Source organism: Streptomyces sp. NPDC014006 (genome assembly GCF_043088925.1).
Taxonomy (GTDB): domain Bacteria; phylum Actinomycetota; class Actinomycetes; order Streptomycetales; family Streptomycetaceae; genus Streptomyces.
In genome coordinates, this window is the sequence record NZ_JBICAJ010000003.1 from 614,960 (window position 1) to 637,481 (window position 22,522).

The following is a 22,522-nucleotide window of genomic DNA, read 5'->3' on the forward strand; positions in this document are numbered from 1 at the left end:
TCGAACTCACCCTCCGCACGCACCCGGCTACGGTACGGCCGCGTCGATCGCCTTCACGATCCGCTTGTCGGAGACCGGGTAGGCGGTGCCCAGCGCGTGGGCGAAGTAGCTGACCCGGAGCTCCTCGATCATCCAGCGGATGTCCAGCACCGCCTGCGGCACCGGCCGCCCCTGCGGCATCTGCTCCAGCAGCCACGCGTACTCGTCCTGCATCTCGTGGACCTTCTCCATGCGCGTGGTGTCCCGCTGCACGTTCGTCGGCATCTGCTGCAGCCGCCGGTCCGCCGCGATCAGATACCGCATCAGGTCCGGCAGCCGCCGCAGCCCGGTCGCCGTCACGAAGCCCGGCTTCACCAGGGCGTCCAGCTGCTTGCGCACGTCCTGCAGGTTCGCCAGCAGCGCCGGGCTGCGCAGGCCCTTCAGGCGGCGCTCGCAGGCCTGCCAGGCGGCCAGCACCTGCTGGACTTGGCCGACCGTGCGCACGGTCGTGTCCACGATCTCCGCGCGCACCTTGTCGTACAGCTTGCGGTAGGACTCCTCGTCCCACACCGGCCCGCCGAAGTCCGCGATCAGCTTGTCCGCCGCCGCCATCGCGCAGTCGTCGAACAGCGCCTGGATCGAACCGTGCGGATTCGCCGACAGCGCGAGCTTCTGGGCGTTCGTCAGACGATCGCTCGCGAATTTCGCCGGGTTGACCGGAATGTTGCGCAGGATCAGCCGGCGCATGCCCTTCCACATCGCCTCCGCCTGCTCCGCCTCCGTGTCGAAGAGGTGCACGGAGACCGTGTCACCGTCGTCCACCAGAGCCGGGTAGGCCTTCACCGGCTGACCGGCTCGGCGGGTCTCGAAGACGCGGGTGAGCGAGCCGATCGTCCAGTCCGTCAGCCCCTTGCGCTCCAGCGACTCCCCGCCCTGCCGGGAGGCGGTCGCGGCCGCGGCCTGGGAGAGGGCCTTGCGGGCCTTCGGCTTCAGCTGGAGCTTCAGCGCCTGAAGGTCCTTGTCCTCGGCCAGCTTGCGGCGCCGTTCGTCGACGATCCGGAAGGTGATCTGCAAATGGTCGGGGACCCTCGCCCAGTCGAAGTCCTCCGCCTCGAAGGGAACGCCGACCATGCGCTTTAGCTCACGGGCCATCGTCGTGGTCAGCGACTCCTGCAGCGGCGTCGCCCTCTCGAGGAACGCCTTCGCATAGTTCGGCGCGGGCACGTAGTGACGGCGGATCGGCTTGGGCAGGGAGCGGATCAGCTCGGTGACCAGCTCCTCCCTGAGGCCCGGGATCTGCCAGTCGAAGCCCTCGTCGGTGACCTGGTTGAGGACCTGGAGCGGGATATGGACCGTCACACCGTCCGCGTCCGCGCCCGGCTCGAACTGGTACGTCACCCGGAACTTCAGCTCGCCCTGCCGCCAGGAGTCGGGGTAGTCGGCCTTGGTGACCGCCTCCGCCGACTCCCGGATGAGCATCTCCCGCTCGAAGTCCAGGAAGTCCGGCTGTTCCTGCCGCTTGCGCTTCCACCAGGAGTCGAAGTGCGCACCGGAGACGACGTGTTCGGGCACCCGCTGGTCGTAGAAGTCGAACAGCGTCTCGTCGTCCACGACGATGTCACGGCGGCGGGCCCGGTGCTCCAGCTCCTCGACCTCGCTCAGGAGCCTGCGGTTGTCCGAGAAGAACTTGTGGTGCGTGCGCCAGTCGCCCTCCACCAGGGCGTTGCGGATGAACAGCTCGCGGCTGACCTCGGGGTCGATCCGGCCGTAGTTCACCTTGCGCTGGGCGACGATCGGCACGCCGTACAGCGTGACCTTCTCGTACGCCATCACCGCGGCCTGGTCCTTCTCCCAGTGCGGTTCGCTGTACGTCCGCTTGATCAGATGGCCGGCGAGCGGCTCCACCCACTCCGGTTCGATCTTCGCGTTGACCCGCGCCCACAGGCGGGACGTCTCGACGAGCTCCGCGGACATCAGGAAACGCGGCTGCTTCTTGAACAGGGCCGAGCCCGGGAAGATCGCGAACTTGGCGTTGCGGGCGCCCAGGTACTCGTTCTTGTTGCCGTCCTTGACGTCCTTCATCCCGACGTGGGACAGCAGACCGGCCAGCAGCGAGACGTGGACGCGGTCGGCGGGGGCATCGTCCTCGTTGACGTGGATGCCCATCTGCTTGGCGACCGTGCGCAGCTGCGTGTAGATGTCCTGCCACTCGCGAATGCGCAGGAAGTTGAGGTACTCCTGCTTGCACATCCGGCGGAAGGAGCTGGAGCCGCGCTCCTTCTGCTGCTCGCGGATGTACCGCCACAGGTTGAGGTAGGCGAGGAAGTCGCTGGTCTCGTCCTTGAAGCGGGCGTGCTGCTGGTCGGCCTGGGCCTGCTTGTCGGCAGGGCGCTCACGCGGGTCCTGGATGGACAGGGCCGCCGCTATGACCATGACCTCGCGGACGCAGCCGTTCTTGTCGGCCTCCAGGACCATCCGGGCCAGACGCGGGTCGACGGGCAGCTGGGCGAGCTTGCGGCCGGTGTCGGTCAGGCGCTTGCGCGGGTCCTTCTGCGCCGGGTCCAGGGCGTGCAGCTCCTGGAGCAGCTGGACGCCGTCGCGGATGTTGCGGTGGTCCGGCGGGTCGATGAAGGGGAACTTCTCGATGTCGCCGAGGCCGGCGGCGGTCATCTGCAGGATGACGGAGGCCAGGTTCGTACGGAGGATCTCGGCGTCCGTGAACTCCGGGCGGGCCTCGAAGTCCTCCTCGCTGTACAGGCGGATGCAGATGCCGTCGGAGGTACGGCCGCAACGGCCCTTGCGCTGGTTGGCGCTGGCCTGGGAGATCGGCTCGATCGGCAGCCGCTGCACCTTGGTGCGGTGGCTGTAACGGCTGATCCGGGCGAAGCCGGGGTCGATGACGTACTTGATGCCGGGGACGGTCAGCGAGGTCTCGGCGACGTTGGTCGCCAGAACGATCCTGCGCCCGGTGTGCGGCTGGAAGACGCGGTGCTGCTCGGCGTGCGAGAGCCGTGCGTACAGCGGGAGGATCTCCGTGAACCTGTACTGCTTCTTCGTCAGCGCGTCCGCCGTGTCCCGGATCTCGCGCTCACCGGAGAGGAAGACCAGGATGTCCCCCTTGCCCTCCGCCATCAGCTCCTCGACGGCGTCCGTGATCGCGGTGATCTGGTCGCGGTCGGCGTCGTCCCCGTCCTCCTCCAGCAGCGGCCGATAGCGCACCTCCACCGGGTACGTCCGCCCGCTGACCTCGATGATCGGGGCGTCACCGAAGTGCCGCGAGAAACGCTCGGGGTCGATGGTGGCCGAGGTGATGACGACCTTGAGGTCGGGACGCTGCGGCAGGAGCTGGGCGAGGTAGCCGAGCAGGAAGTCGATGTTCAGGGACCGCTCGTGGGCCTCGTCGATGATGATTGTGTCGTAGGCGCGCAGCTCGCGGTCGGTCTGGATCTCGGCGAGCAGGATGCCGTCCGTCATCAGCTTGATGAAGGTGGCGTCCGGGTTCACCTGGTCGGTGAAGCGGACCTTCCAGCCGACGGCCTCACCGAGGGGGGTCTTCAGCTCGTCCGCGACGCGCTCGGCGACGGTGCGGGCGGCGATCCGGCGCGGCTGGGTGTGCCCGATCATGCCGCGCACGCCCCGGCCCAGCTCCAGGCAGATCTTCGGGATCTGCGTGGTCTTGCCGGAGCCCGTCTCACCGGCGACGATGACGACCTGGTGGTCGCGGATGGCGGCCGCGATGTCGTCCTTCTTCTGGCTGACGGGCAGTTGCTCGGGATAGGTGATCGCGGGCAGGCGCTCGCGGCGGGCGCTCATCCGCTCCTCGGCCTTGCCGACCTCGGCCTCGATCTCGGCGAGGACGGCGGCGCGGGCCTCCGGCTTGCGGATCTTGCGCGCGCCTTCGAGCCTGCGGCCGAGCCGGTGCGCGTCACGCAGGGACAGCTCGGTCAGTCGGGGCGCGAGAGCGCCGAGGGCGGGGGCAGGGTGCGTAGACATACGCGATCCAGGATCTCATCTCGCCCAAAAGACTGGCGAACGATTTGCTCCGGACCCCGAGCGGGGGACGCCGACGGGTGTGGACAGGGTCACGTGGCCGGAAGTTGATCATTCGGTGACCGGACCTTTATGTTGATCGCGACCGCTCCACGGGGGATGCGGGATCCGCCATCGACGCAAGCCACAGGCCGCGCAGGGCTCCCTCGCACGCTCACCCCCAGGGGCTTCGACCATCCATCACCCAACGGGGACCGCTCTCACCTGCCCGGACACCGCGCAGGTCGGCTGAGCGGCTGAATCGGGGAGTTTCCATGACCACGTTCACCCAGTGGAAGCGCGCTGCCGCCCTGGCCGTGCTGCCGGCCGTCGGCGCGCTCGCGTTCACGGGCGTCAGCGCGGGCCAGGCCCAGGCCGCCACCGCCCACTTCTACAAGTGCGACAAGACGGCGACGTCCATCCCGCGCAAGAAGGTGACGTCGCACTGCTACGTCATCACGAGCGTCGGCACGAAGAAGGCCAGCCAGCACCGCGCCAAGGCGGTCTGCGACCAGGACCACGGCACCGGCCCCTTCATCCACTCCCGCCTGGTCACCGTCCACGGCCCGTGGGTCGCCCTGGGCGAGAAGTCCTCGGTCACCTGCCCCCTGCGCTCCACGCTGGTCGCGGGCTACACCGAGACCAGGTAACGCACACGAGAACACCCCCTCCGGAATCCCGGAGGGGGTGTTTGCCCCGATAGGGCTCTTGTGGCTGGGGCCGGGGTCGAACCGGCGACCTATCGCTTTTCAGGCGATCGCTCGTACCAACTGAGCTACCCAGCCACGAGGTTTCACGTGAAACCTCAGCGGTCCTGACGGGATTTGAACCCGCGGCCTCCACCTTGACAGGGTGGCGAGCACTCCAAACTGCTCCACAGGACCAAGTGGTGTCTGCGCTTGCCTTCGGCTGACGCCTAGGACAGTGTCGCACACGATACTGCGTGCCCCCAACGGGATTCGAACCCGTGCTACCGCCTTGAAAGGGCGGCGTCCTAGGCCGCTAGACGATGAGGGCTATCGGCCCGCCTGGGCGCTTCTCAGCGCGTCGGGGACGTGAGAAGCATATGGGATGGCGGGGGGTATCGCCAAAACGGTTTCAGGGGCGGCTGGGCGACGGTGATGACGGGGCGGGGGCCGACGGCGACGACGGGGACGGTGAGCCGCCGGGCTGGTTCTCCTTCGGCAGGTGGCGGCTGACCTCGGCCGTCGTCAGGCCCAGCCCGCCCAGTTCGATCTCGTCCCAGGCCTGCAGGCGGTGGGTGCCACGGTCCAAGTAGAGGATCGACGCCTCGATCGGGTCCGGATGCTTGCCCTCCACCGCGCGCAGACCACTGCCGCCCGTGGAGCCCTCGACGCGCAGACGCGTGCCGTAGGGCAGCAGTTCGGTCGCCTCGTGGTGGATGTGGCCGGCCAGGACCAGCGGCACCTCGCCGTCCGTCTGGCGGGCCGCGACCGGTTCATGGGCGATCGCGATGTCCACCGGCGTGCCCTTGGCCTTCTGGTCGCGCAGGGCGGTGGCGAGGCGGGCGCCGGCCAGCTCCTCCGCCGCGTCGCCGCCCGGCTCGACAGCGCGGTCGGGGGTGTACTGCGGATCGCCGGTGCCGGCGAAGCGCAGGCCGGCGACGGACACGGCCCGGCCGTCGTCCAGGACGTGGACGTTCTTCATGTGCTCCAGGTAGTCCTGCGTCGTCGTCGAGTCGTGGTTGCCCCGGACCCAGACGTAGGGCGCCCCGAGGTCCCGGATCGGGTCGAGGAAGCCGTTCTCCGCCGCCGTGCCGTGGTCCATGGTGTCGCCGGAGTCGACGATCACATCGACCTTGTACTGCTGCACCAGCGAGCTGATGATCTTCCAGCTGGCCGGGTTGAGGTGGATGTCGGAGACGTGCAGGACGCGGATCGTCGTCGGGTCGGGCTGATAGGCGGGGAGCGTGGAGGTGACGTCGTACAGCTTGGTCACGTTGGTCACCAGGCGGGCCAGTTCCTTCTGGTAGACGTCGAATTCCGTGACGATGTTGCGCGCGTTGCCCACCAGCGAGGGCGCCGAGGAGAGCAGGCCCGAGAACTTCGGTTCCAGGACGGACTTGGGGTTCCAGGTCGCGTACGCCGTCACTCCGCAGGCGGTCAGGAGGGCGAGCGCGAGGCCGCCGGCGGCCAGGGCGCGGCGGGGGCGGCGGTAGACGGCCAGGCCCAGGGCCGTCGCGCCGATGACGACGGCCACGCAGGAGCGCAGGGCCAGGTCGAGGGTGCCGTGCTCGACGTCCCGGGCGACCTCGTCCTGGAGCCCGGAGATGCGTTCGGGGTGGTCGACCAGGGCCTGGGCGCGGTCGGGGTCGAGCTGGTCGACGTTCACGTCCAGCCGTACCGGGGCGATGTGGCTGTCCAGGTGCAGCGCACCGAGCGGCGAGACGTTGATCTTCGTGCCGCCGGTCAGGGAGGGACGCAGCGTCATGGTCGTGTCCATGGGGCCGACGGGCGCCCGGACGTCGCCGACGACCAGCAGGCCCAGCCAGGCGCCGAGCAGTACGACCGCGATCAGGCCGCAGGCGCGGAGCCAGGGGGAGGGCTGGTCGTCGAGGGTGAGTGGGGCCGGGCGGGGTCGTTTCGTGCGGTGACGGGCTGCGGGCAGGACGCGGACCATTGGTGCCGTATGCCCAAGTCCGGGTGCGGGTATGCGGCGCCGTACGACGGCCGGGTGGGGGCGTCGTACCGGACAATGGCGGTGTGCTGGAGATGACGCGCGAGGAGTTCGAGGAACTGGTCGCCGAGGCGCTCGACCGGATTCCGCCGGAGCTGACGCGGCTGATGGACAACGTGGCGGTGTTCGTCGAGGACGAACCGCCGGCGGATGATCCCGAGCTGCTCGGGCTGTACGAGGGCACCCCGCTGACCGATCGCGGGGAGTGGTATGCCGGGGTGCTGCCGGACCGCATCACCGTCTACCGGGGGCCGACCCTGCGGTTCTGCGAGAGCCGCGCGGAGGTCGTGAAGGAGGTCGAGATCACCGTGGTGCACGAGATCGCGCACCACTTCGGGATCGACGACGCGCGGCTGCACAGCCTGGGCTACGGGTAGGTCTTACGGCGCCCGCGTGCGCCCGGACGGCGGGGCCCCGGGCGTGTCCTCTTGCGGGCGGCGGGAGTTGGGCACGTCGACTCTCCCTCATCCCGGAGGTGGCTGCCCGTGCGCCCCTTGTACGTACCCGTCCGCCTGGCCGCCACGGTCATCGCCGTGGCCGCGGCCGCCGGCTGCATGAGCGTGGGGGACCAGGACGGAAGCCAGGCCAGGCCGTCGCACTCGGCGGGGTCGCGGGGCGGTGAAGGTCCCGACGGTGGCGTGGCGGTGTCCGGGGGCGGTGCCGGTGGCGCCGGGTCCGGTCGTGACGCCCACGGGCACGGGCACGGTGACGCCAAGGACGGCGGGGGCGCGTCCGGCGACCCCGCCACGGCGTCGGCCGCACCCACGGGCACGCCGTCGCAGGCGGTCGGCGGCCGGCCCTCGCCGGCGCCGCAGCTCCCGCGCCCGCCCGAGCCGTCGCCGACCGAGGCGCAGCCGACCCCCACGCACACCACGCCCGCGCCGGAGCCCACGCCGGAGCCGTCCCAGCCGCCGGCCACCTCCGAGCCGCCGGCCCCGCAGCCCTCCTCGTCCGCGCACGAGGGGACCGGGCCGCAGCTGATGCAGCGCGAGCCGGCACCGCGGGTCGGGGTTCCGGTGTGAGCCGGGGCCGGAGGTCCGCGCCCGGCGCCCGTGCCGTCGGTGTGAGCAGCGGCTCATCCACGCGGTTTGCCTTGGGGGGCCCGAGGTGCGTATGGTGGTAGATCGTTTGATCCCATTTGCCCGGCGCCAACGCAGAAGCGCGCCGTGTGGCGCGTACTCTCCCTTGCCGTGGCGGACCGCATCGAGGCGGTCGTGTGCGAATCACGGAGTTGACGGGCGCGTGCCGACGAGACTCCGGAAGGTTTCGCATTCGCATGTCCATCGCCAGTACTGATCACGCCGTCGTGTCCGAGGACAACGGTTCCCAGGACACCCCTCAGGACACCACCCCCGAGCTCACCTTCGCCGACCTCGGTCTCCCCGAGGGCGTCGTGCGCAAGCTCGCGCAGAACGGCGTGACCACCCCCTTCCCGATCCAGGCCGCGACCATCCCGGACGCGCTGGTCGGCAAGGACATCCTCGGCCGGGGCCGCACCGGCTCCGGCAAGACCCTCTCCTTCGGTCTGCCGACCCTGGCCCGCCTGGCCGGCGGCCGCACCGAGAAGAAGCGCCCCCGCGCGGTCATCCTCACCCCGACCCGTGAGCTGGCCATGCAGGTCGCGGACGCCCTCCAGCCCTACGGCGACGTTCTCGGCCTGAAGATGAAGGTCGTCTGCGGCGGCACCTCCATGGGCAACCAGATCTACGCCCTGGAGCGCGGCGTCGACATCCTGGTCGCCACCCCGGGCCGTCTGCGCGACATCATCAACCGCGGCGCCTGCTCGCTGGAGGACGTGGAGATCACCGTCCTCGACGAGGCCGACCAGATGTCCGACCTGGGCTTCCTGCCCGAGGTCACCGAGCTGCTCGACCAGGTGCCGTCCGGCGGTCAGCGCATGCTCTTCTCCGCCACCATGGAGAACGAGATCAAGACCCTCGTCGACCGCTACCTGAGCGAGCCCGTCCTGCACGAGGTGGACGCGGCCCAGGGCGCGGTGACGACCATGTCGCACCACATCCTTATCGTGAAGCCCAAGGACAAGGCGCCGGTGACCGCCGCGATCGCCTCCCGCAAGGGCCGCACCATCATCTTCGTGCGTACCCAGCTGGGCGCCGACCGCGTCGCCGAGCAGCTGCGCGACGCCGGAGTGAAGGCCGACGCGCTGCACGGCGGCATGACCCAGGGCGCCCGTACCCGGACCCTGGCCGACTTCAAGGACGGGTACGTCAACTGCCTCGTCGCCACCGACGTCGCCGCGCGCGGCATCCACGTCGACGGCATCGACCTGGTGCTCAACGTCGACCCGGCCGGCGACCACAAGGACTACCTGCACCGTGCGGGCCGTACCGCGCGTGCGGGCCGTACCGGCACGGTCGTCTCCCTCTCCCTGCCGCACCAGCGCCGCCAGATCTTCCGCCTGATGGAGGACGCCGGCGTGGACGCCGCGCGCCACATCATCCAGAGCGCCGGCGCCTTCGACCCGGAGGTCGCCGAGATCACCGGCGCCCGTTCGATGACCGAGGTCCAGGCCGAGTCCGCGGGCAACGCCGCGACCCAGGCCGAGCGCGAGGTCGCCCAGCTCACCAAGGAGCTCGAGCGCGCCCAGCGGCGTGCGACGGAGCTGCGCGAGGAGGCCGACCGGCTGGTCGCCCGGGTGGCGCGCGAGCGGGGCGAGGACCCGGCCGCGGCCGTCGAGGCCGCCGCGGCGCAGGTCGTGGCCGAGGTGTCGGTGCCGGAGCAGCCGGGTGCCGAGGACGTGGACCGCGCCGAGCGCGCCGAGCGTCCGGCGGCGGCGCCGTACGAGCGCCGTGAGCGCCGGGACGGCGACCGTGGCGGTGACCGCGGTGGCTTCCGCCGGGACGACCGCCGCGACGACCGCCGTTCGTACGACCGTGACGACCGTCGTCCGCAGGACCGCGACGACCGTCGTTCCTTCGACCGCCGGGACCGTGAGCGCGGTTTCGACCGCCGGGACGGCGAGCGCGGTGACCGTGGCGGTGACCGCGGCGGCTTCCGCCGTGACGAGCGTCGTCCGTTCGACCGCGACCGTGGTGGCCGTACCTTCGAGCGCCGCGACGGTGAGCGCAACGACCGTGGCGACCGTGGTGACCGCGGTGACCGTGGCGGCTTCCGCCGTGACGACGAGCGTGGCGGCTTCCGCCGTGACGAGCGTCGTCCGTTCGACCGCGACCGTGGCGGCCGTACCTTCGAGCGCCGTGACGACCGCGGTGGCTTCCGTCGCGACGAGCGTGGCGGCCACCGTGGCAACGACCGCCCGTTCAACCGCGACCGCCGCGACGACCGCCCGGGCTTCCGCACCGGCGGCCACGAGCGTCCCTACGGCCGCCGTGACGAGCACCGTGGCGGCTCCTCCTCCTCCTCCCCCTCTTCCTCCTTCGGCCGCCGCGACGACAAGCCGCGCTGGAAGCGCAACGGCTGACGCATGCAACGGCTGACGCCGGCGCACCGGCTGACGGTGTCGCAGCACTGAGGTGAAGGCCCGTACGACTTCGGTCGTGCGGGCCTTTCCGCATCCCGCCCGAGGGTCGCGAACCGGTCCACAGCCGACACTTCCGGCCCCGGCCGGCCGTCCGACGCGGCCGCGTCAGCGATACCCGATCGGCGACGCGGGCTCGTCCCGCTATGCTCGGGGAGGCAACATCGCCCGGGCCCTTAGCTCAATTGGCAGAGCAGTGGACTTTTAATCCATTGGTTGTGGGTTCGAGTCCCACAGGGCCTACGCATGCGGGGGAGGGGTTCATCCCCTCCCGCCCGCCCCCAGCGCCCGGACCGGTCCGACCGGCCCGGGCGCTGTCGCGTCAGCCGAGCAGATGACGGTTCGGCTCGCGCGCCGCCGCTTCGAACTCCGGCAGTACCACCACGTCCACGCCCGCGGCCGTCAGCGCGCCGCTGCCGTCGGCGCCGGGGACGAAGGTGTCCGGCTCGCGCCAGGCCGTCACCACCCGGCGTACGCCCGCCCGGAGGATCAGCTCGGCGCAGGGGTGGGGGCGGGAGGCGCGGCGGGTGCAGGGTTCCAGGCTGGTGTACACCGTGGCGGTGGGCAGGCGGGGGTCGTCCGCCGGGATCTTGGCGAGGGCCGCTTCCTCGGCGTGGACCGTGGGGTCGCCGGCCTCGCGAGAGTGGCCGCGGGCCACTTCGGTGCCGTCGGCCGCGACGATCACCGCGCCGACGCTGAACGCCGTGTCCGAGGGCGGGCACCGGTCCGCCAGCTCGCAGGCCAGACGCAGCCAGTGGCGGTCGGCGGGGGCGGCGCCGGTGCCCGTGCCGGGGGCGGTGGGCGCGTAACGCATGAGGACGACGTCCTCGATCTGCCGCGTCTGCAGCAGGCGCAGTCGGCCCCTCTGGTAGGCGCCGGGGCCGAAGAGGCGGGGGGCGCCGGGGTCGCCGACGAGGAGGGGGGACAGCACCAGCTGGAGTTCGTCGGCCAGCTGCTGCTGGAGCAGTTGGGTGTGGATCGTGCCGCCGCCCTCGACCATCAGGCGCCGCACGCCCCGGGCGCCGTGCAGATGGTCGAGGAGGCGGGGCCAGTCCAGGTCGTGGCCAAGGGGGACGATGTCCGCGCGGATGCCGGCCCGGCTCGCCCGCTCGGCGCCTTCCAGCGTCGTGTAGAGGACCTTCTCGCCTCCCGTGTGCCAGAAGTTCGCCGCCGGGTCCAGGTCGCCGGAGGCGGAGACGGTGACTTTCAGGGGGTACTCGGGGAGGCCGGCCGCCACGCGGGCCGCCCGCCGCTCGGGCGAGTTGACCAGCAGCCGCGGGTTGTCGGCGCGCAGGGTGCCGGCGCCGATGAGGATCGCGTCGACGGACGCGCGGACCTCGTCGACACGGTCGAAGTCGGCCGGGCCGGACAGCAGCAGACGATCGGGGCCGGTGTCGTCCAGGTAGCCGTCGAGTGAGACGGCCGCGGACAGCAGGACGTACGGGTGGGGCATCGCGCTCCCCGGCGGGTGAGGTGACGGACACGGCTTGGTTCAAGTTTGAAACAAAACTACACTGGCGGCATGACGACCCGCTGGCTCACCCCCGACGAGCAGCGTGCCTGGCGCGCCTACCTCGCGGCCACGCACCTTCTGGAGGACGCGCTGGACCGGCAGCTCCAGCAGGACGCCGGCATGCCGCATCTGTACTACTCCATCCTGGCCACCCTGTCCGAGGCGCCCGAGCGGCGGCTGCGGATGACCGACCTCGCCGAGGCGCTGAAGATCACCCGCAGCCGGCTGACGTACGCGGTGACCCGGCTGGAGAAGGACGGGCTGGTGGCGCGCGAGAGCTGCCCGTCGGACAAGCGGGGCAGCATCGCCGTCCTGACCGGTGAGGGGCTGGCCCACGTCGAGCGCGCGGCCTCCGGCCATGTGGAGACGGTCCGGGCCGCGCTGTTCGACCATCTCGGCGCGGAGCAGGTCGGGCAGTTGGAGGAGATCTGCGCGGGGATCACACGGGCGCTGCAGGGGGCGGACGCGGAGGACGTCCCCTGGCGTCGGCGGTCCGCGCCGCCGTGCGGGTGAGTCACGTCATACCCGGCAGCTCTGCGGCGCCGCGTATTGCTTCAAGTTTCAAGCAGAGGTAGGGTCCCCTTTCTGAGCTTCTGCTTCAAATCTGAAGCAGCTGGACGGAACCCGGAGCACCCGCATGGCCGACGCCCCCGCTGTCCCCGCCGCCACCCCGCGCGCCCGCGTCCGGGTCCCGCTGCACTTCGCCGACGGCTACCGCGCCGACGCCGAACTGGTCACCTTCCACGGCCTCGTCGACGGCCGGGAACACGTGGCCGTCGTCCTCGGCGAACCGGGCGCGGTCCCGCTCGTCCGGCTGCACTCCGAGTGCCTGACCGGCGACGTCTTCGGCTCCGCCCGATGCGACTGCGGCCCCCAGCTGCGCGAGGCCGTCGAACGCGTCGCCGACCGCGGCGGCGTCCTGCTCTACCTGCGCCAGGAGGGACGCGGCATCGGCCTCTACAACAAGCTCGACGCCTACGCCCTGCAGGACCAGGGCCTGGACACCTACGCCGCCAACGCCGCCCTCGGCCTGCCCGAGGACGCCCGCGACTACACCGCCGCCGCACAGATGCTCACCGCCCTCGGGATCGGGTCGCTGGATCTGCTGTCCAACAACCCCGACAAGGCCGGCCAGCTGCGCACCCTCGGCCTCGACGTGCGCGACCGGGTGCCGACCGGTGTCTTCTCCACTCCGCACAACGTGCGCTACCTGCGCGCCAAGGTCCTGCAGACCCAGCACACGCTGCCCCTCGCCGAGCTGGCGGACCGCGGCGTGAGCTGAGCGCGGAGGACTCCGGCGGGACGCCGGGTTGACCCCCTGGAGGAACGTGGTCGTCGGGTGCCCCGCGGATGGCGTACACTGGAGTCACAACGACGCGGGGTGGAGCAGCTCGGTAGCTCGCTGGGCTCATAACCCAGAGGTCGCAGGTTCAAATCCTGTCCCCGCTACTGAAGGCCGAGGGCCGGAAGCCGAAAGGTTTCCGGCCCTCGGTTTTTTCTGTCGGCCGGCTCCTCCGGGCCTGCCGCCCGGCGTCATCCGGTCGGCCCTCACCACTCGCCGTCCGCGCCCGCACCGGCAAACCTGGACGGGCGGGACGACGACCGACAGGGACGGTGGGAGACGAGCGGTGCGGCCTGGTGACGCGACGGACGACGGGCCGTACCCCCGAACCGCTGGGCGCGTTCCCGAGGCCGGGAGGGACTCCCTGGCCGACGGGTGGGTTCCCGACGCCGGGACCGACCCCGGGGCCCGCGGCTGCGCCCCCGCCCTCGATCTCAGCCCCGGCGCACGCGCCCCCGGTGCCGCCGTGCGGCTGCCAGGTGACCCTGTGCCGGACGCAGGCCCTTGGGGCGGTGGGGAGCCGCGGCCCGAGGAGGGCCGGAGGATCTCCGTCGCGCGGGCCTTCGTCCGGATCCTGCCGGCGCTGCTGATCGCCGCCGGCGCGGTCTACGACTACTGCACCCCGTCCGACTTCACCGCGGCCCCCTTCTTCACCGCCGCGCCCCTGGTCGCGGCCCCGCTCTACAGCCGCCGCGGCACCGTGCTCACCGGGCTCGCCGCCGTCGCCGTCGTGCTCGGCCTGCACCTGACGATCGGCATCGTCTGGCACACGGACGCCGTCACCGAGCTGGTGACGGTCGCCACGGTCGCCGTCCTGGCTGTCCTGATCAACGCCCTCGCGCGCCGCAGCAGCGAGCAGCTCGCCTCCGCGCGCGAGGTCGCCGAGGCCGCCCAGCGCGCCGTACTGCCCGAACCCGCCGAGCAGATCGGCGTGTTCCAGATCGCCGCCCGCTACGAGGCCGCCCGCGCCGACGCCTTCATCGGCGGCGATCTGTACGCCGTTCAGGACAGCCCGTACGGTGTCCGGCTGATCGTCGGGGACGTGCGCGGCAAGGGGATGGGCGCGGTCGCCGCCGTGGCCGTGGTCATCGGGGCGTTCCGGGAGGCCGCCGAGCAGGAGGCCACCTTGGAGGCGGTCGCCCAGCGGCTGGAGCAGGCGCTGGCCCGGGAGGGCGCCCGGCGCGACGGGCTGGACGCGTTCGAGGGGTTCACCACCGCCGTCCTCGCCGAACTCCCGCACGGCGACTGGGTGGTCCGCGTCCTCAACCGCGGCCATCCGCCGCCGGTGCTGCTGTACGCCGACGGCACCCTGCGCACGCTGCTGCCCGCCGAACCCGCGCTGCCGCTCGGCATGGGCGAGCTGGCCCCCTGGCCCGACCGCTCGGAGGAGGCCGCGCTTCCCGGCGGCGCCACGCTGTTGCTGTACACCGACGGCCTCTCCGAGAGCCGCGACCGCCACGGCCGCTTCTACGACGTCGAGGCGCGACTCACCGGACGTGTCGTCACCGAGCCCGGCGCCCTGCTCGCCGCCGTCGCGAAGGATGTCCGGCGGCACTCCGGCGGCGGCATGGCGGACGACATGGCGCTGCTCGCCGTACGCCGACCGTGAAGGTCACCATGTGTGAGCGGACGAGCGCCCTGTGCATAACAATTGATGCACCATCACCGAAACAAGGTTTTGGACGTGACGCCTGAGGGGCGGTCAAGTCGCCCCTTTTGGGCCGGTCGTGGCGTGAAAGTCCAGGCCAAGAATGTTAATGATCAAGACGAACGGCTTGGAATCCGGCTACCCGGTCTATTAACGTTCGATAACGCAGCGCGGTCGTCCCAGCCGTCACAAGAGACGGCTCCGCGCTCACGCGCCGAATCCCGTAGGGAACCGGGGAACCACCACTTTGGGGTGAATCTCGCGTCAGCCGCCGTCGATCGACGGCCGGTATACGCGCGTAGGAGACCTTCCTGCTCCGAACCCGTCAGCTAACCCGGTAGGCGAGACGGAAGGAAAGGAGTACGCCCGCGTGGCGTCCAACCGGCCTGCCCCGACAGCCCCGTCCGTGCCGAACCAGCAGGGCCCCGAGACCTTGGTCTACGGCGGCCACCGCACCGACGAGGGCCCTTGGGAGGAGTGGAATCCCACCGAGGAGTCCGTCCGTCCCGTCCGCGGCCGGCACCGCGTCGCCAAGCAGCGCGGCGGACTCGCCCGCAGCTCCACCGTCCTCGGCGTCGGCGTTATCGCCGCCGTCGGCGCGGGCGGTATGGCCAGCGCGCAGACCGGCAAGCCGCCGGTCTCCATCTCCATGCCCGACCTGCCCTCGGTCGCCTCGCTGATCTCCGACCACGAGGACGACCGGCCCCAGGGCTCCGCCACCCCGCTCACCGACATGGGCGTCATCACCGACGACGGGCAGCAGGCCGCCGGCGCCGGTGAGACGCTGCGCAACCGGATCATGGCGCAGGCCGAGTCGCAGCAGGTCCAGGTCGACGTCAAGGCGCAGACCGCCGCCGAGGCCGCTGTCGTCAAGCAGGCCGCCGAGGCCGCCGCGCAGGCCGAGAAGGAGGCCGCCGCCAAGGCCGCCGCCGCGAAGGAGAAGGCGGAGGAGGAGGCGAAGAAGAAGGCCGAGGCCGAGCGCCTCGCCGAGCTCGCCAAGCAGTACGTGCTGCCGACCTCCTCGTACACCCTCACCTCCCGCTTCGGGCAGGCCGGCTCCATGTGGGCCTCCGGCTACCACACCGGCCTGGACTTCGCCGCCCCCACCGGCACGCTGATCAAGGCCGTTCACAGCGGCACCATCACCGAGGCGGGCTGGGCCGGCTCCTACGGCTACCGCACGATCCTCACCCTCGACGACGGCACCGAGCTGTGGTTCTGCCACCAGTCGTCGATCAGCGTCAGCGTCGGGCAGAAGGTCGCCACCGGGGACGTCATCGGCCGCGTGGGCGCCACCGGCAACGTCACCGGCCCGCACCTGCACCTGGAGGTGCACCCCGACGGGCAGGCCTCCGGCATCGACCCCATGGCGTGGCTGCAGGACAAGGGCCTCAACCCCTGACACCTCGTCCGGCTCCCGATCCCCGGCGGTCCTGACGGCACACCCCCCGACGTCAGGGCTGCCGGTTCGTGTGCGCCCAAGTGTTTGCCCGCTGTTGGTTTCCGTGCGGAATGGGCCGATGACGCCGGGGCGTTGAAACGGGGCATGACTGCTCTTCGCAAGCTCGGTGCGTCCGACCTCGAGGTCTTCCCGCTCGCCCTCGGCGGCAACGTCTTCGGCTGGACCGCCGACGAGACGACCTCCTTCGCCGTCCTCGACGCCTACAGCGCCGCCGGCGGCAACTTCATCGACACCGCCGACGCCTACTCCGCCTGGGCCGAGGGCAACCAGGGCGGAGAGTCCGAGACGATCATCGGCAGCTGGATCAAGGCCCGGGGCAACCGCGACGACGTCGTCATCGCCACCAAGGTCAGCCAGCACCCCGAGTACCGGGGACTGAGCGCGGCGAACATCAAGGCCGCCGCCGACGCCTCTCTGCGCCGCCTCGGCACCGACCACATCGACCTCTACTACACCCACTACGACCAGCCCGAGGTGCCGGTCGAGGAGATCATCGGCGCCCTGGACGAGCTGGTGAAGGCCGGCAAGGTCCGCCATATCGCCGCCTCCAACATCTCCGCCGAGCGCCTGCGGGCCTCCCTGGAGTTCTCCGACCGCGAGGGCCTCGCCCGGTACGTGGCGCTCCAGCCGCACTACAACCTCGTCTCGCGCGACACCTACGAGGGCGACCTCCAGGACGTCGCCGCCGGCGCCGGCCTCGCCGCCGTCCCGTACTACGCGCTGGCCTCCGGCTTCCTCACCGGCAAGTACCGGCCCGGGGCGAGCGTGGACAGCCCGCGGGCGGGCGGCGCCGCGCAGCACCTGAACTCCGAGCGCGGCCGCGCGGTCCTCACCGCCCTGGACGAGGTCGCCCAGGCCCATGACGCCCCCGTGGCCACGGTCGCCCTCGCCTGGCTCGCCGCGCAGCCGACGGTCGCCGCCCCCATCGCCTCGGCCCGCACCACGGACCAGCTCCCGGCGCTGCTGAGCGTGGCGGAGCTGACCCTGACGGAAGCGGAGCTGGCACGGCTGACGCGGGCGTCGGCCTGACCGACGCTCTCCGGCGTCCGCGGCGCTCGGTGACGGTTGCCGTTGCGGCTGCTACGACCGGTAGGGGTTGTACGCCGGGTACGCCGGATGGGCTCCGTACCCGGCGTACCCCGCGTACCCCGCCTGCCCGGCGTACGGCAGGTACGGCCGCGCCGCCCCGGGACCGGGCCACGGCTGCGCGGGCCAGGGCAGCATCACAGGTACCGGGGGCGCGGCCGCCCGGGCCGCGTACTCCAGCGCCGGCCGGGCGAGCGCCCGCAGCCGCCACACCTCGTTCAGCAGCTCCCTTTCCCGTACGACGAAGTCGGCGCCGGCGCGGCCGCGGCGGCCCCGGTGCCGCAGGAACGCCAGAGACGTCGCGTAGGCCTCGTAGCGTGCGACCTCCTTGGCGGCCGGCTTGCCCAGGTGGTGGGCGGCGTACTCGCGGGCCATGCGGCGCGCCCGCATCGAGCCCAGCGCGAACGGCTCGGCGGGCGCGAGCCAGCCCGCGGCGACGTAGGCGGGCAGCTCCTCGCGCACGGTGCGCAGCTCACGCTGCCGGGTCCAGATCACCAGCCAGGTCAGCAGCCCGAACGCGGGCATCATGAAACCGCCGTACACGGCGAAGAAGCCGAACGGGCCGAAGGACGCCGAGCCGTTCCACAGGGCGTGCATGCCCATGGCGAGCAGTAGTCCGCCCAGCGGGAGCAGGACGCGGCGCAGGCGCCGGCCGCCGCCGGACAGCGCGGCGATGCCGAAGCCGATGCCGGTCATGGTGGTGAACAGCGGGTGCGCGAACGGCGACATGATCACGCGGACGAAGAAGGTCGCCGCGGTGACCGAGGCTATGCCCCGGCCGCCGGTGAGCTGGTCGGTGCCGAAGGCGGTGCCGAGGTAGAGGATGTTCTCGGTGAACGCGAAGCCGGTCGCGGTGACGCCGGCTATCACCACGCCGTCGACGATCCCGGTGAAGTCGCGTCTGCGGAAGAGGAAGACGAGCAGGACGGCGGCGGCCTTCGCCGACTCCTCCACGATCGGCGCTATCACCGTCGCGCCGAGGGTGTCCGCGCCCGAGGGGTCCGCGGTCGCCGTCGCTATCCACTTCGTCGCGAAGCTGTTGGCGACGATCGCTATCAGGGCCGCCGCGCAGGCGCCCCAGGCGAACGAGAACAGCAGGTTCCGCCAGGGGCCGGGCTCCACCCGGTCCAGCCAGCGGAAGGCGGTCAGCAGCAGCGGTACGGGGAAGACGGCGAGCCCCAGCCCGACCAGGAAGCCCTCGGTGCCGGTCTGCTCGCGCACCAGCGCGAGGATGACCAGACCGGACAGGGCGAGCAGCGTGATGAGCGCGCCGTACCGCACCCCTCTGCGCTGCCACCAGTGCGGGTGATGGAGCGCACCGTCGCCGGGGCCGCTGGGGTATGTCGGATACGGGGGACTCGTGGCCACGGCATTGACCCTAACGAGGGAGAGCGTCGCTCGCGACGTTGACGGTGGCGTCAGTCCGGATCTTGGTCGTCCCGCGGATGCGGTACGCGGCGGAAGAGCAGGTCGTTCACGACGTGGCCCTTGTCCAGGCCCTGGCCCTCGAAACGGGTCAGCGGCCGGAAGGCGGGGCGCGGCGCGAAGCCGCCGTCCGGCTGGGTGTTCTCGAAGTCGGGGTGCGCGGTGAGTACCTCGAGCATCTGCTCGGCGTAGGGCTCCCAGTCCGTGGCGCAGTGCAGGATCGCCCCCGGCTTCAGCCGGGTCGCGGCGAGGGTGAGGAACTCCGGCTGGATCAGCCGGCGCTTGTGGTGCCGCTTCTTGGGCCACGGGTCCGGGAAGAAGACGCGCAGGCCGTCCAGCGCGTCGGGGGTGAGCATCTCGCGCAGCAGGATGATCGCGTCGCCGTTGCCGACGCGGATGTTGGACAGGCCGTGGTGGTCGGCGAGGTTCAGCAGATTGCCCTGGCCGGGGGTGTGCACGTCCACGGCGAGGATGTTGGTGCCGGGGTCGGCTGCGGCCATCTGCGCGGTGGCCTCGCCCATGCCGAAGCCGATCTCCAGCACGACGGGGCTGTCGTTGCCGAACAGCTCGGTCAGGTCGAGGGTGCGCTGCCCGTCGATGTCCAGCCCCCACTTGGGCCACAGCCGCTGCAGGGCGTCCGCCTGCCCGGCGGTGACCCGGCTGCGGCGCGGCTGGAAGCTGCGGATGCGACGCTCGAAGTGCGACCCGGCGGGGTCGGCCTTCGGCCCGTCCGGGAACCGCGGCTCACCCGTGGCCCGGGTGTGCCGCACGGAGACGCCGGGATCCGCTGCGGGGGTGGGCCGGTGGGTTTCGGGAGCGTTGAGGGAGTCAGACACAGTGGGATCGATTGTACGGAGGCGCGCGGCGGTGTGCGGGGCGCGGCTTGTGGGGTTGGGTGCGGGTCGTCGGGCGTGTGCGGGTGGGTGAGGGCCGGTCGCGCGGTTCCCCGCGCCTGGGTCGGCTGCAGTCACGTCGGTCACGCCTCCGCGAGAGCCTTCAGTGCTCTGCGCGCCACCTCTCTTCCGATCGGCAGGGATGCCGTGGCCGCCGGGGACGGGGCGTTCAGGACGTGCACGGTGCGTGCTCCCTCACGGATCAGGAAGTCGTCCACCAGCGTTCCGTCCCGTAGGACCGCCTGCGCCCGTACCCCCGGATCCGTGCGCACCAGGTCCCGTTCCTCCACCGCAGGCAGCAGCCGTCGTACCGCGTCCACGAACGCTCCCTTGGACACCGACCGCCTGAGCTCACCCGCGCCGTACCGCCAGTGGCGGCGGGCTATCCGCCACGAGCCGGGCCAGGCCAAGGTCCCCGCCAGCTCCCGCGGCCGGACGACCCCCCAGCCGTACCCCTCGCGGGCCAGGGCCGGCACCGCGTTGGGGCCCACGTGGACGCCGCCGTCGATGCCCCGGGTCAGATGGACCCCGAGGAAGGGGAACGCCGGGTCCGGTACCGGGTAGACCAGGCCCTTCACCAGCTCCGGGCGCGCCAGCTCGTAGTACTCCCCACGGAACGGGACGATCCGCACCTCGGGGTCGTCGCCGGTGAGCCGGGCCACCTCGTCGCAGTACAGCCCGGCGCAGTTCACCAGGACGCGGGCGCGGACGACATCGCCGTCCGCCGTGCGCACGGCGACGCCGAGCGAGGGCCGCCGGTCGACCTGGACGACCTGTGCGCCGTAGTGGATCTTCGCGCCGGAGGCCTCTGCGAGCTGCCGGGCGACGGCGACGAAGTCGCAGATCCCGGTCGTGCCGACATGGATCGCGGCGAGGCCGCGCACCTCCGGTTCGTACTCGGCGATCTGGGACGCGCCCAGCTCGCGCACCGCAATGCCGTTCTCCCGGCCGCGCTGCACCAGCGCGTGCAGCCGGGGCAGCTCGTCCCGGTCCGTGGCGACGATCAGCTTGCCAGTGACGGCGTGCGCGATGCCGTACTCCGCGCAGAACTTGACCATCTCCGCCGCGCCGCGCACCGCGAAGCGCGCCTTGAGCGAACCCGGCTTGTAGTAGATGCCGCTGTGGATGACGCCGCTGTTGCGCCCCGTCTGGTGCCGGGCCGGGCCCGGCTCCTTCTCCAGCACCGTCACCCGCGTCCCCGGCGCGGCACGCGTGATCGCGTACGCGGTGGACAGCCCGACGATGCCACCGCCGACCACCAGCACGTCACAGTCGTACGCGACCTTCTGCCGCACCTGCACCACCTCCCGCTTCGATAGTGCACTGCGCCACTGACAACGCCTTCAAACGCGTGCGGCGCCGCCGGTCTCCGGCTCGGGTCAGGCCGTGGTCAGCAGGGGCCTGGCCCGCTCGCGCAGCTCGACCACGCGCGGCTCGTCGCCGTACGGCTCCAACCGGTGCAGCAGATCCTTCACGTACTCCGTGGTGCGCGCCGACGAGATCCGTCCGGCGACCTCCACCGCCCGCACGCCCTGCTCGCAGGCCGCGTCGAGGTTGCCCGACTCCAGCTCGGCGACCGCGGCGACCACGAGCCGCAGTCCGTGCGAGCGGACGAACTCCTCGGTCGGCTGCGACAGCGCCTGCTCGGTGAAGCGGCGCACCTGGCGCGGCGCCTTCAGGTCGCGGTAGCACTCGGCGGCGTCGGCGGCGAACCGGTCGTAGGAGTAGAAGCCCAGCCAGGAGGGGTCGTGGTCGCCGGGCCGGGCGCGCTCCAGCCAGCTCTCCGCGGCCTTCAGCGCCGTGCCGGCGGCCTGCGCGTCACCGGCGCGTGCGTGCGCGCGTGCCTCGACCAGGCGGAAGAAGCTCATGGTGCGGGCCGTGGCCAGCCCCCGGTTGCGTTCCAGAGCGGCCTGCGCGAGGTCGACGCCCTCGTCGCCGAAGCCGCGGTACGTCGCCTGCAGCGACATCGACGCCAGGACGTATCCCCCCAGCGGCACGTCCGCCGCCGCGCGCGCCAGGCGCAGCGCCTGGATGTAATACCGCTGCGCGGCCTCCTGCTGGCCCGTGTCGAAAGCCATCCACCCGGCGAGCCGGGTGAGCTCGGCGGTCGCGCCGAACAGGGCGCGGCCGACCTCGTCGGAGTAGGAGCCGAGCAGCAGCGGTGCCGCCTCGACCCTTAAGCACTCCGGCACCATTGACGAACGCCAGTCCCCCCCGCCGTACTTGGAGTCCCACCGCCGGGCGTCCTCGGCGGCCTCCCGCAGCTTCTGCACGTCGCTGTGGCCGACTTTGATCGGTGCGCCCACCCCCTCCGCGGGGGCCGCCTCGCGCGCCACCGAGCTGTCGGCCGGGGTTATCAGCCACCGCGAGGCGGGCGTCGCGTACGCGCTCACCGCGAAGGATCCGGCCAGCGACTGCCAGATGCCGCCGGAGCCGGCCCGGCGCCCGGCGAGGTCCAGCCGGTACAGCTCCGTCGCCGAGCGCACCGCCTGTCCGACGTCCCGCGGGAAGGCGAGACCCACCTCCGGCGCGGGGTCGGCGTCCGCGAGGCCGATCTCGTGCAGCGGGACCGGACGGCCCAGCTTCTGGCCGATGGCGGCCGCGATGAGGTGCGGCGCGGCACCCTGCGGCACCATGCCCTTCGACACCCAGCGCGCCACCGACGTCTTGTCGTAGCGAAGAGTCAACCCGCGCTGCGCACCAAGGTCGTTGACGCGCCGGGCGAGTCCTGCGTTGCTGATTCCCGCGAGGGCGAGAACGGCGCCGAGCTTTTCGTTCGGCCCGCGTTGCTCCCTGGACATGGCCACCCCTCGACAAAGCCGGCTGCCGCTCTGGCATAACCACGCGGCATTCGTAAACCCAGCGTAGTTCCTTGGCTTCCAAGCGTTAAGGGGCTTTGTTCCGGTTGGCGGGATTGTGGTCCGCACGGGAGTACGGGCCGTGCACGCT

General features: G+C 71.7%; 16 protein-coding genes, 5 tRNA genes and 1 riboswitch. Of the genes, 11 read left to right on the forward strand and 10 right to left on the reverse strand.

Going from position 1 to position 22,522, the window contains the following annotated elements; translation table 11 throughout:
* Window positions 1-27: 27 nt before the first annotated feature.
* Window positions 28-3,972, reverse strand: coding sequence for an ATP-dependent RNA helicase HrpA (hrpA, locus tag ACF1GV_RS15070; RefSeq protein ID WP_391680381.1), 3,945 nt, complete (start codon window positions 3,970-3,972; stop codon window positions 28-30).
* Window positions 3,973-4,283: 311 nt separating this feature from the next.
* Between hrpA and ACF1GV_RS15075 the strand changes: the two genes are divergently transcribed.
* Window positions 4,284-4,658 carry a hypothetical protein gene (locus ACF1GV_RS15075; RefSeq protein WP_391680383.1) on the forward strand — a complete coding sequence of 125 codons (375 nt, stop codon included), beginning with the start codon at window positions 4,284-4,286 and terminating at the stop codon, window positions 4,656-4,658.
* A gap of 61 nt (window positions 4,659-4,719) precedes the next feature.
* On the opposite strand, the gene ACF1GV_RS15080 is transcribed toward ACF1GV_RS15075, so the two are convergent.
* The 4 genes from ACF1GV_RS15080 to ACF1GV_RS15095 all read right to left on the reverse strand — a co-directional run bounded on the left by ACF1GV_RS15080 (window position 4,720) and on the right by ACF1GV_RS15095 (window position 6,648).
* A tRNA-Phe gene (locus ACF1GV_RS15080) sits at window positions 4,720-4,793 on the reverse strand.
* A 24-nt stretch (window positions 4,794-4,817) separates the two neighbouring features.
* Window positions 4,818-4,892, reverse strand: a tRNA-Asp gene (locus ACF1GV_RS15085).
* 60 nt (window positions 4,893-4,952) lie between these two features.
* Window positions 4,953-5,025: transfer RNA gene (locus ACF1GV_RS15090), tRNA-Glu, on the reverse strand.
* An 81-nt stretch (window positions 5,026-5,106) separates the two neighbouring features.
* Window positions 5,107-6,648, reverse strand: coding sequence for a metallophosphoesterase (locus tag ACF1GV_RS15095; protein ID WP_391680384.1), 1,542 nt, complete (start codon window positions 6,646-6,648; stop codon window positions 5,107-5,109).
* An 83-nt stretch (window positions 6,649-6,731) separates the two neighbouring features.
* Between ACF1GV_RS15095 and ACF1GV_RS15100 the strand changes: the two genes are divergently transcribed.
* From ACF1GV_RS15100 to ACF1GV_RS15115, 4 genes are all read left to right on the forward strand, one after another.
* Window positions 6,732-7,082, forward strand: a complete 351-nt coding sequence (locus ACF1GV_RS15100; protein WP_363268238.1) for a metallopeptidase family protein — start codon at window positions 6,732-6,734, stop codon at window positions 7,080-7,082.
* Window positions 7,083-7,190: 108 nt separating this feature from the next.
* Window positions 7,191-7,727, forward strand: coding sequence for a hypothetical protein (locus ACF1GV_RS15105; protein ID WP_391680386.1), 537 nt, complete (start codon window positions 7,191-7,193; stop codon window positions 7,725-7,727).
* Window positions 7,728-7,981: 254 nt separating this feature from the next.
* Window positions 7,982-10,147 (forward strand): DEAD/DEAH box helicase, encoded by a 2,166-nt coding sequence (locus ACF1GV_RS15110; protein WP_391680388.1) that lies wholly within the window; start codon window positions 7,982-7,984, stop codon window positions 10,145-10,147.
* Window positions 10,148-10,374: 227 nt separating this feature from the next.
* A tRNA-Lys gene (locus tag ACF1GV_RS15115) sits at window positions 10,375-10,447 on the forward strand.
* A gap of 79 nt (window positions 10,448-10,526) precedes the next feature.
* On the opposite strand, the gene ACF1GV_RS15120 is transcribed toward ACF1GV_RS15115, so the two are convergent.
* Window positions 10,527-11,657 (reverse strand): dihydrofolate reductase family protein, encoded by a 1,131-nt coding sequence (locus ACF1GV_RS15120; protein WP_391680390.1) that lies wholly within the window; start codon window positions 11,655-11,657, stop codon window positions 10,527-10,529.
* Between the two features lie 69 nt (window positions 11,658-11,726).
* Between ACF1GV_RS15120 and ACF1GV_RS15125 the strand changes: the two genes are divergently transcribed.
* The 6 genes from ACF1GV_RS15125 (at window position 11,727) to ACF1GV_RS15150 (ending at window position 17,198) form a co-directional block, all read left to right on the forward strand.
* Entirely contained in the window at window positions 11,727-12,230 is a 504-nt protein-coding gene (locus ACF1GV_RS15125; protein WP_391680392.1) for a MarR family winged helix-turn-helix transcriptional regulator, read from the forward strand.
* Window positions 12,231-12,354: 124 nt separating this feature from the next.
* On the forward strand, window positions 12,355-12,999 hold the full coding sequence (gene ribA, locus ACF1GV_RS15130) for a GTP cyclohydrolase II (protein ID WP_391680393.1): 645 nt from the start codon (window positions 12,355-12,357) through the stop codon (window positions 12,997-12,999).
* A gap of 93 nt (window positions 13,000-13,092) precedes the next feature.
* Window positions 13,093-13,166: transfer RNA gene (locus ACF1GV_RS15135), tRNA-Met, on the forward strand.
* 380 nt (window positions 13,167-13,546) lie between these two features.
* The gene (locus ACF1GV_RS15140) at window positions 13,547-14,668 is read left to right on the forward strand and encodes a PP2C family protein-serine/threonine phosphatase (protein ID WP_391680394.1); all 1,122 of its coding nucleotides are present in this window, start codon (window positions 13,547-13,549) and stop codon (window positions 14,666-14,668) included.
* A gap of 241 nt (window positions 14,669-14,909) precedes the next feature.
* A riboswitch (cyclic di-AMP (ydaO/yuaA leader) is annotated at window positions 14,910-15,066 on the forward strand.
* An 11-nt stretch (window positions 15,067-15,077) separates the two neighbouring features.
* Complete coding sequence (locus ACF1GV_RS15145) at window positions 15,078-16,109, forward strand: M23 family metallopeptidase (protein ID WP_391680395.1); 1,032 nt, start codon at window positions 15,078-15,080, stop codon at window positions 16,107-16,109.
* A gap of 144 nt (window positions 16,110-16,253) precedes the next feature.
* Window positions 16,254-17,198, forward strand: coding sequence for an aldo/keto reductase (locus tag ACF1GV_RS15150; RefSeq protein ID WP_391680396.1), 945 nt, complete (start codon window positions 16,254-16,256; stop codon window positions 17,196-17,198).
* A gap of 51 nt (window positions 17,199-17,249) precedes the next feature.
* Here ACF1GV_RS15150 and ACF1GV_RS15155 read toward each other — a convergent pair whose 3' ends face one another.
* From ACF1GV_RS15155 to ACF1GV_RS15170, 4 genes are all read right to left on the reverse strand, one after another.
* A complete protein-coding gene (locus ACF1GV_RS15155; RefSeq protein ID WP_391680398.1) occupies window positions 17,250-18,623 on the reverse strand; it encodes a PrsW family intramembrane metalloprotease in 1,374 nt (457 codons plus the stop codon).
* Window positions 18,624-18,673: 50 nt separating this feature from the next.
* Window positions 18,674-19,516, reverse strand: a complete 843-nt coding sequence (trmB, locus tag ACF1GV_RS15160; RefSeq protein ID WP_391680400.1) for a tRNA (guanosine(46)-N7)-methyltransferase TrmB — start codon at window positions 19,514-19,516, stop codon at window positions 18,674-18,676.
* A gap of 140 nt (window positions 19,517-19,656) precedes the next feature.
* A complete protein-coding gene (lhgO, locus tag ACF1GV_RS15165; RefSeq protein ID WP_391680401.1) occupies window positions 19,657-20,877 on the reverse strand; it encodes an L-2-hydroxyglutarate oxidase in 1,221 nt (406 codons plus the stop codon).
* Between the two features lie 75 nt (window positions 20,878-20,952).
* Window positions 20,953-22,374 carry an MFS transporter gene (locus ACF1GV_RS15170; RefSeq protein WP_391680402.1) on the reverse strand — a complete coding sequence of 474 codons (1,422 nt, stop codon included), beginning with the start codon at window positions 22,372-22,374 and terminating at the stop codon, window positions 20,953-20,955.
* Between the last annotated feature and the right edge of the window lie 148 nt (window positions 22,375-22,522).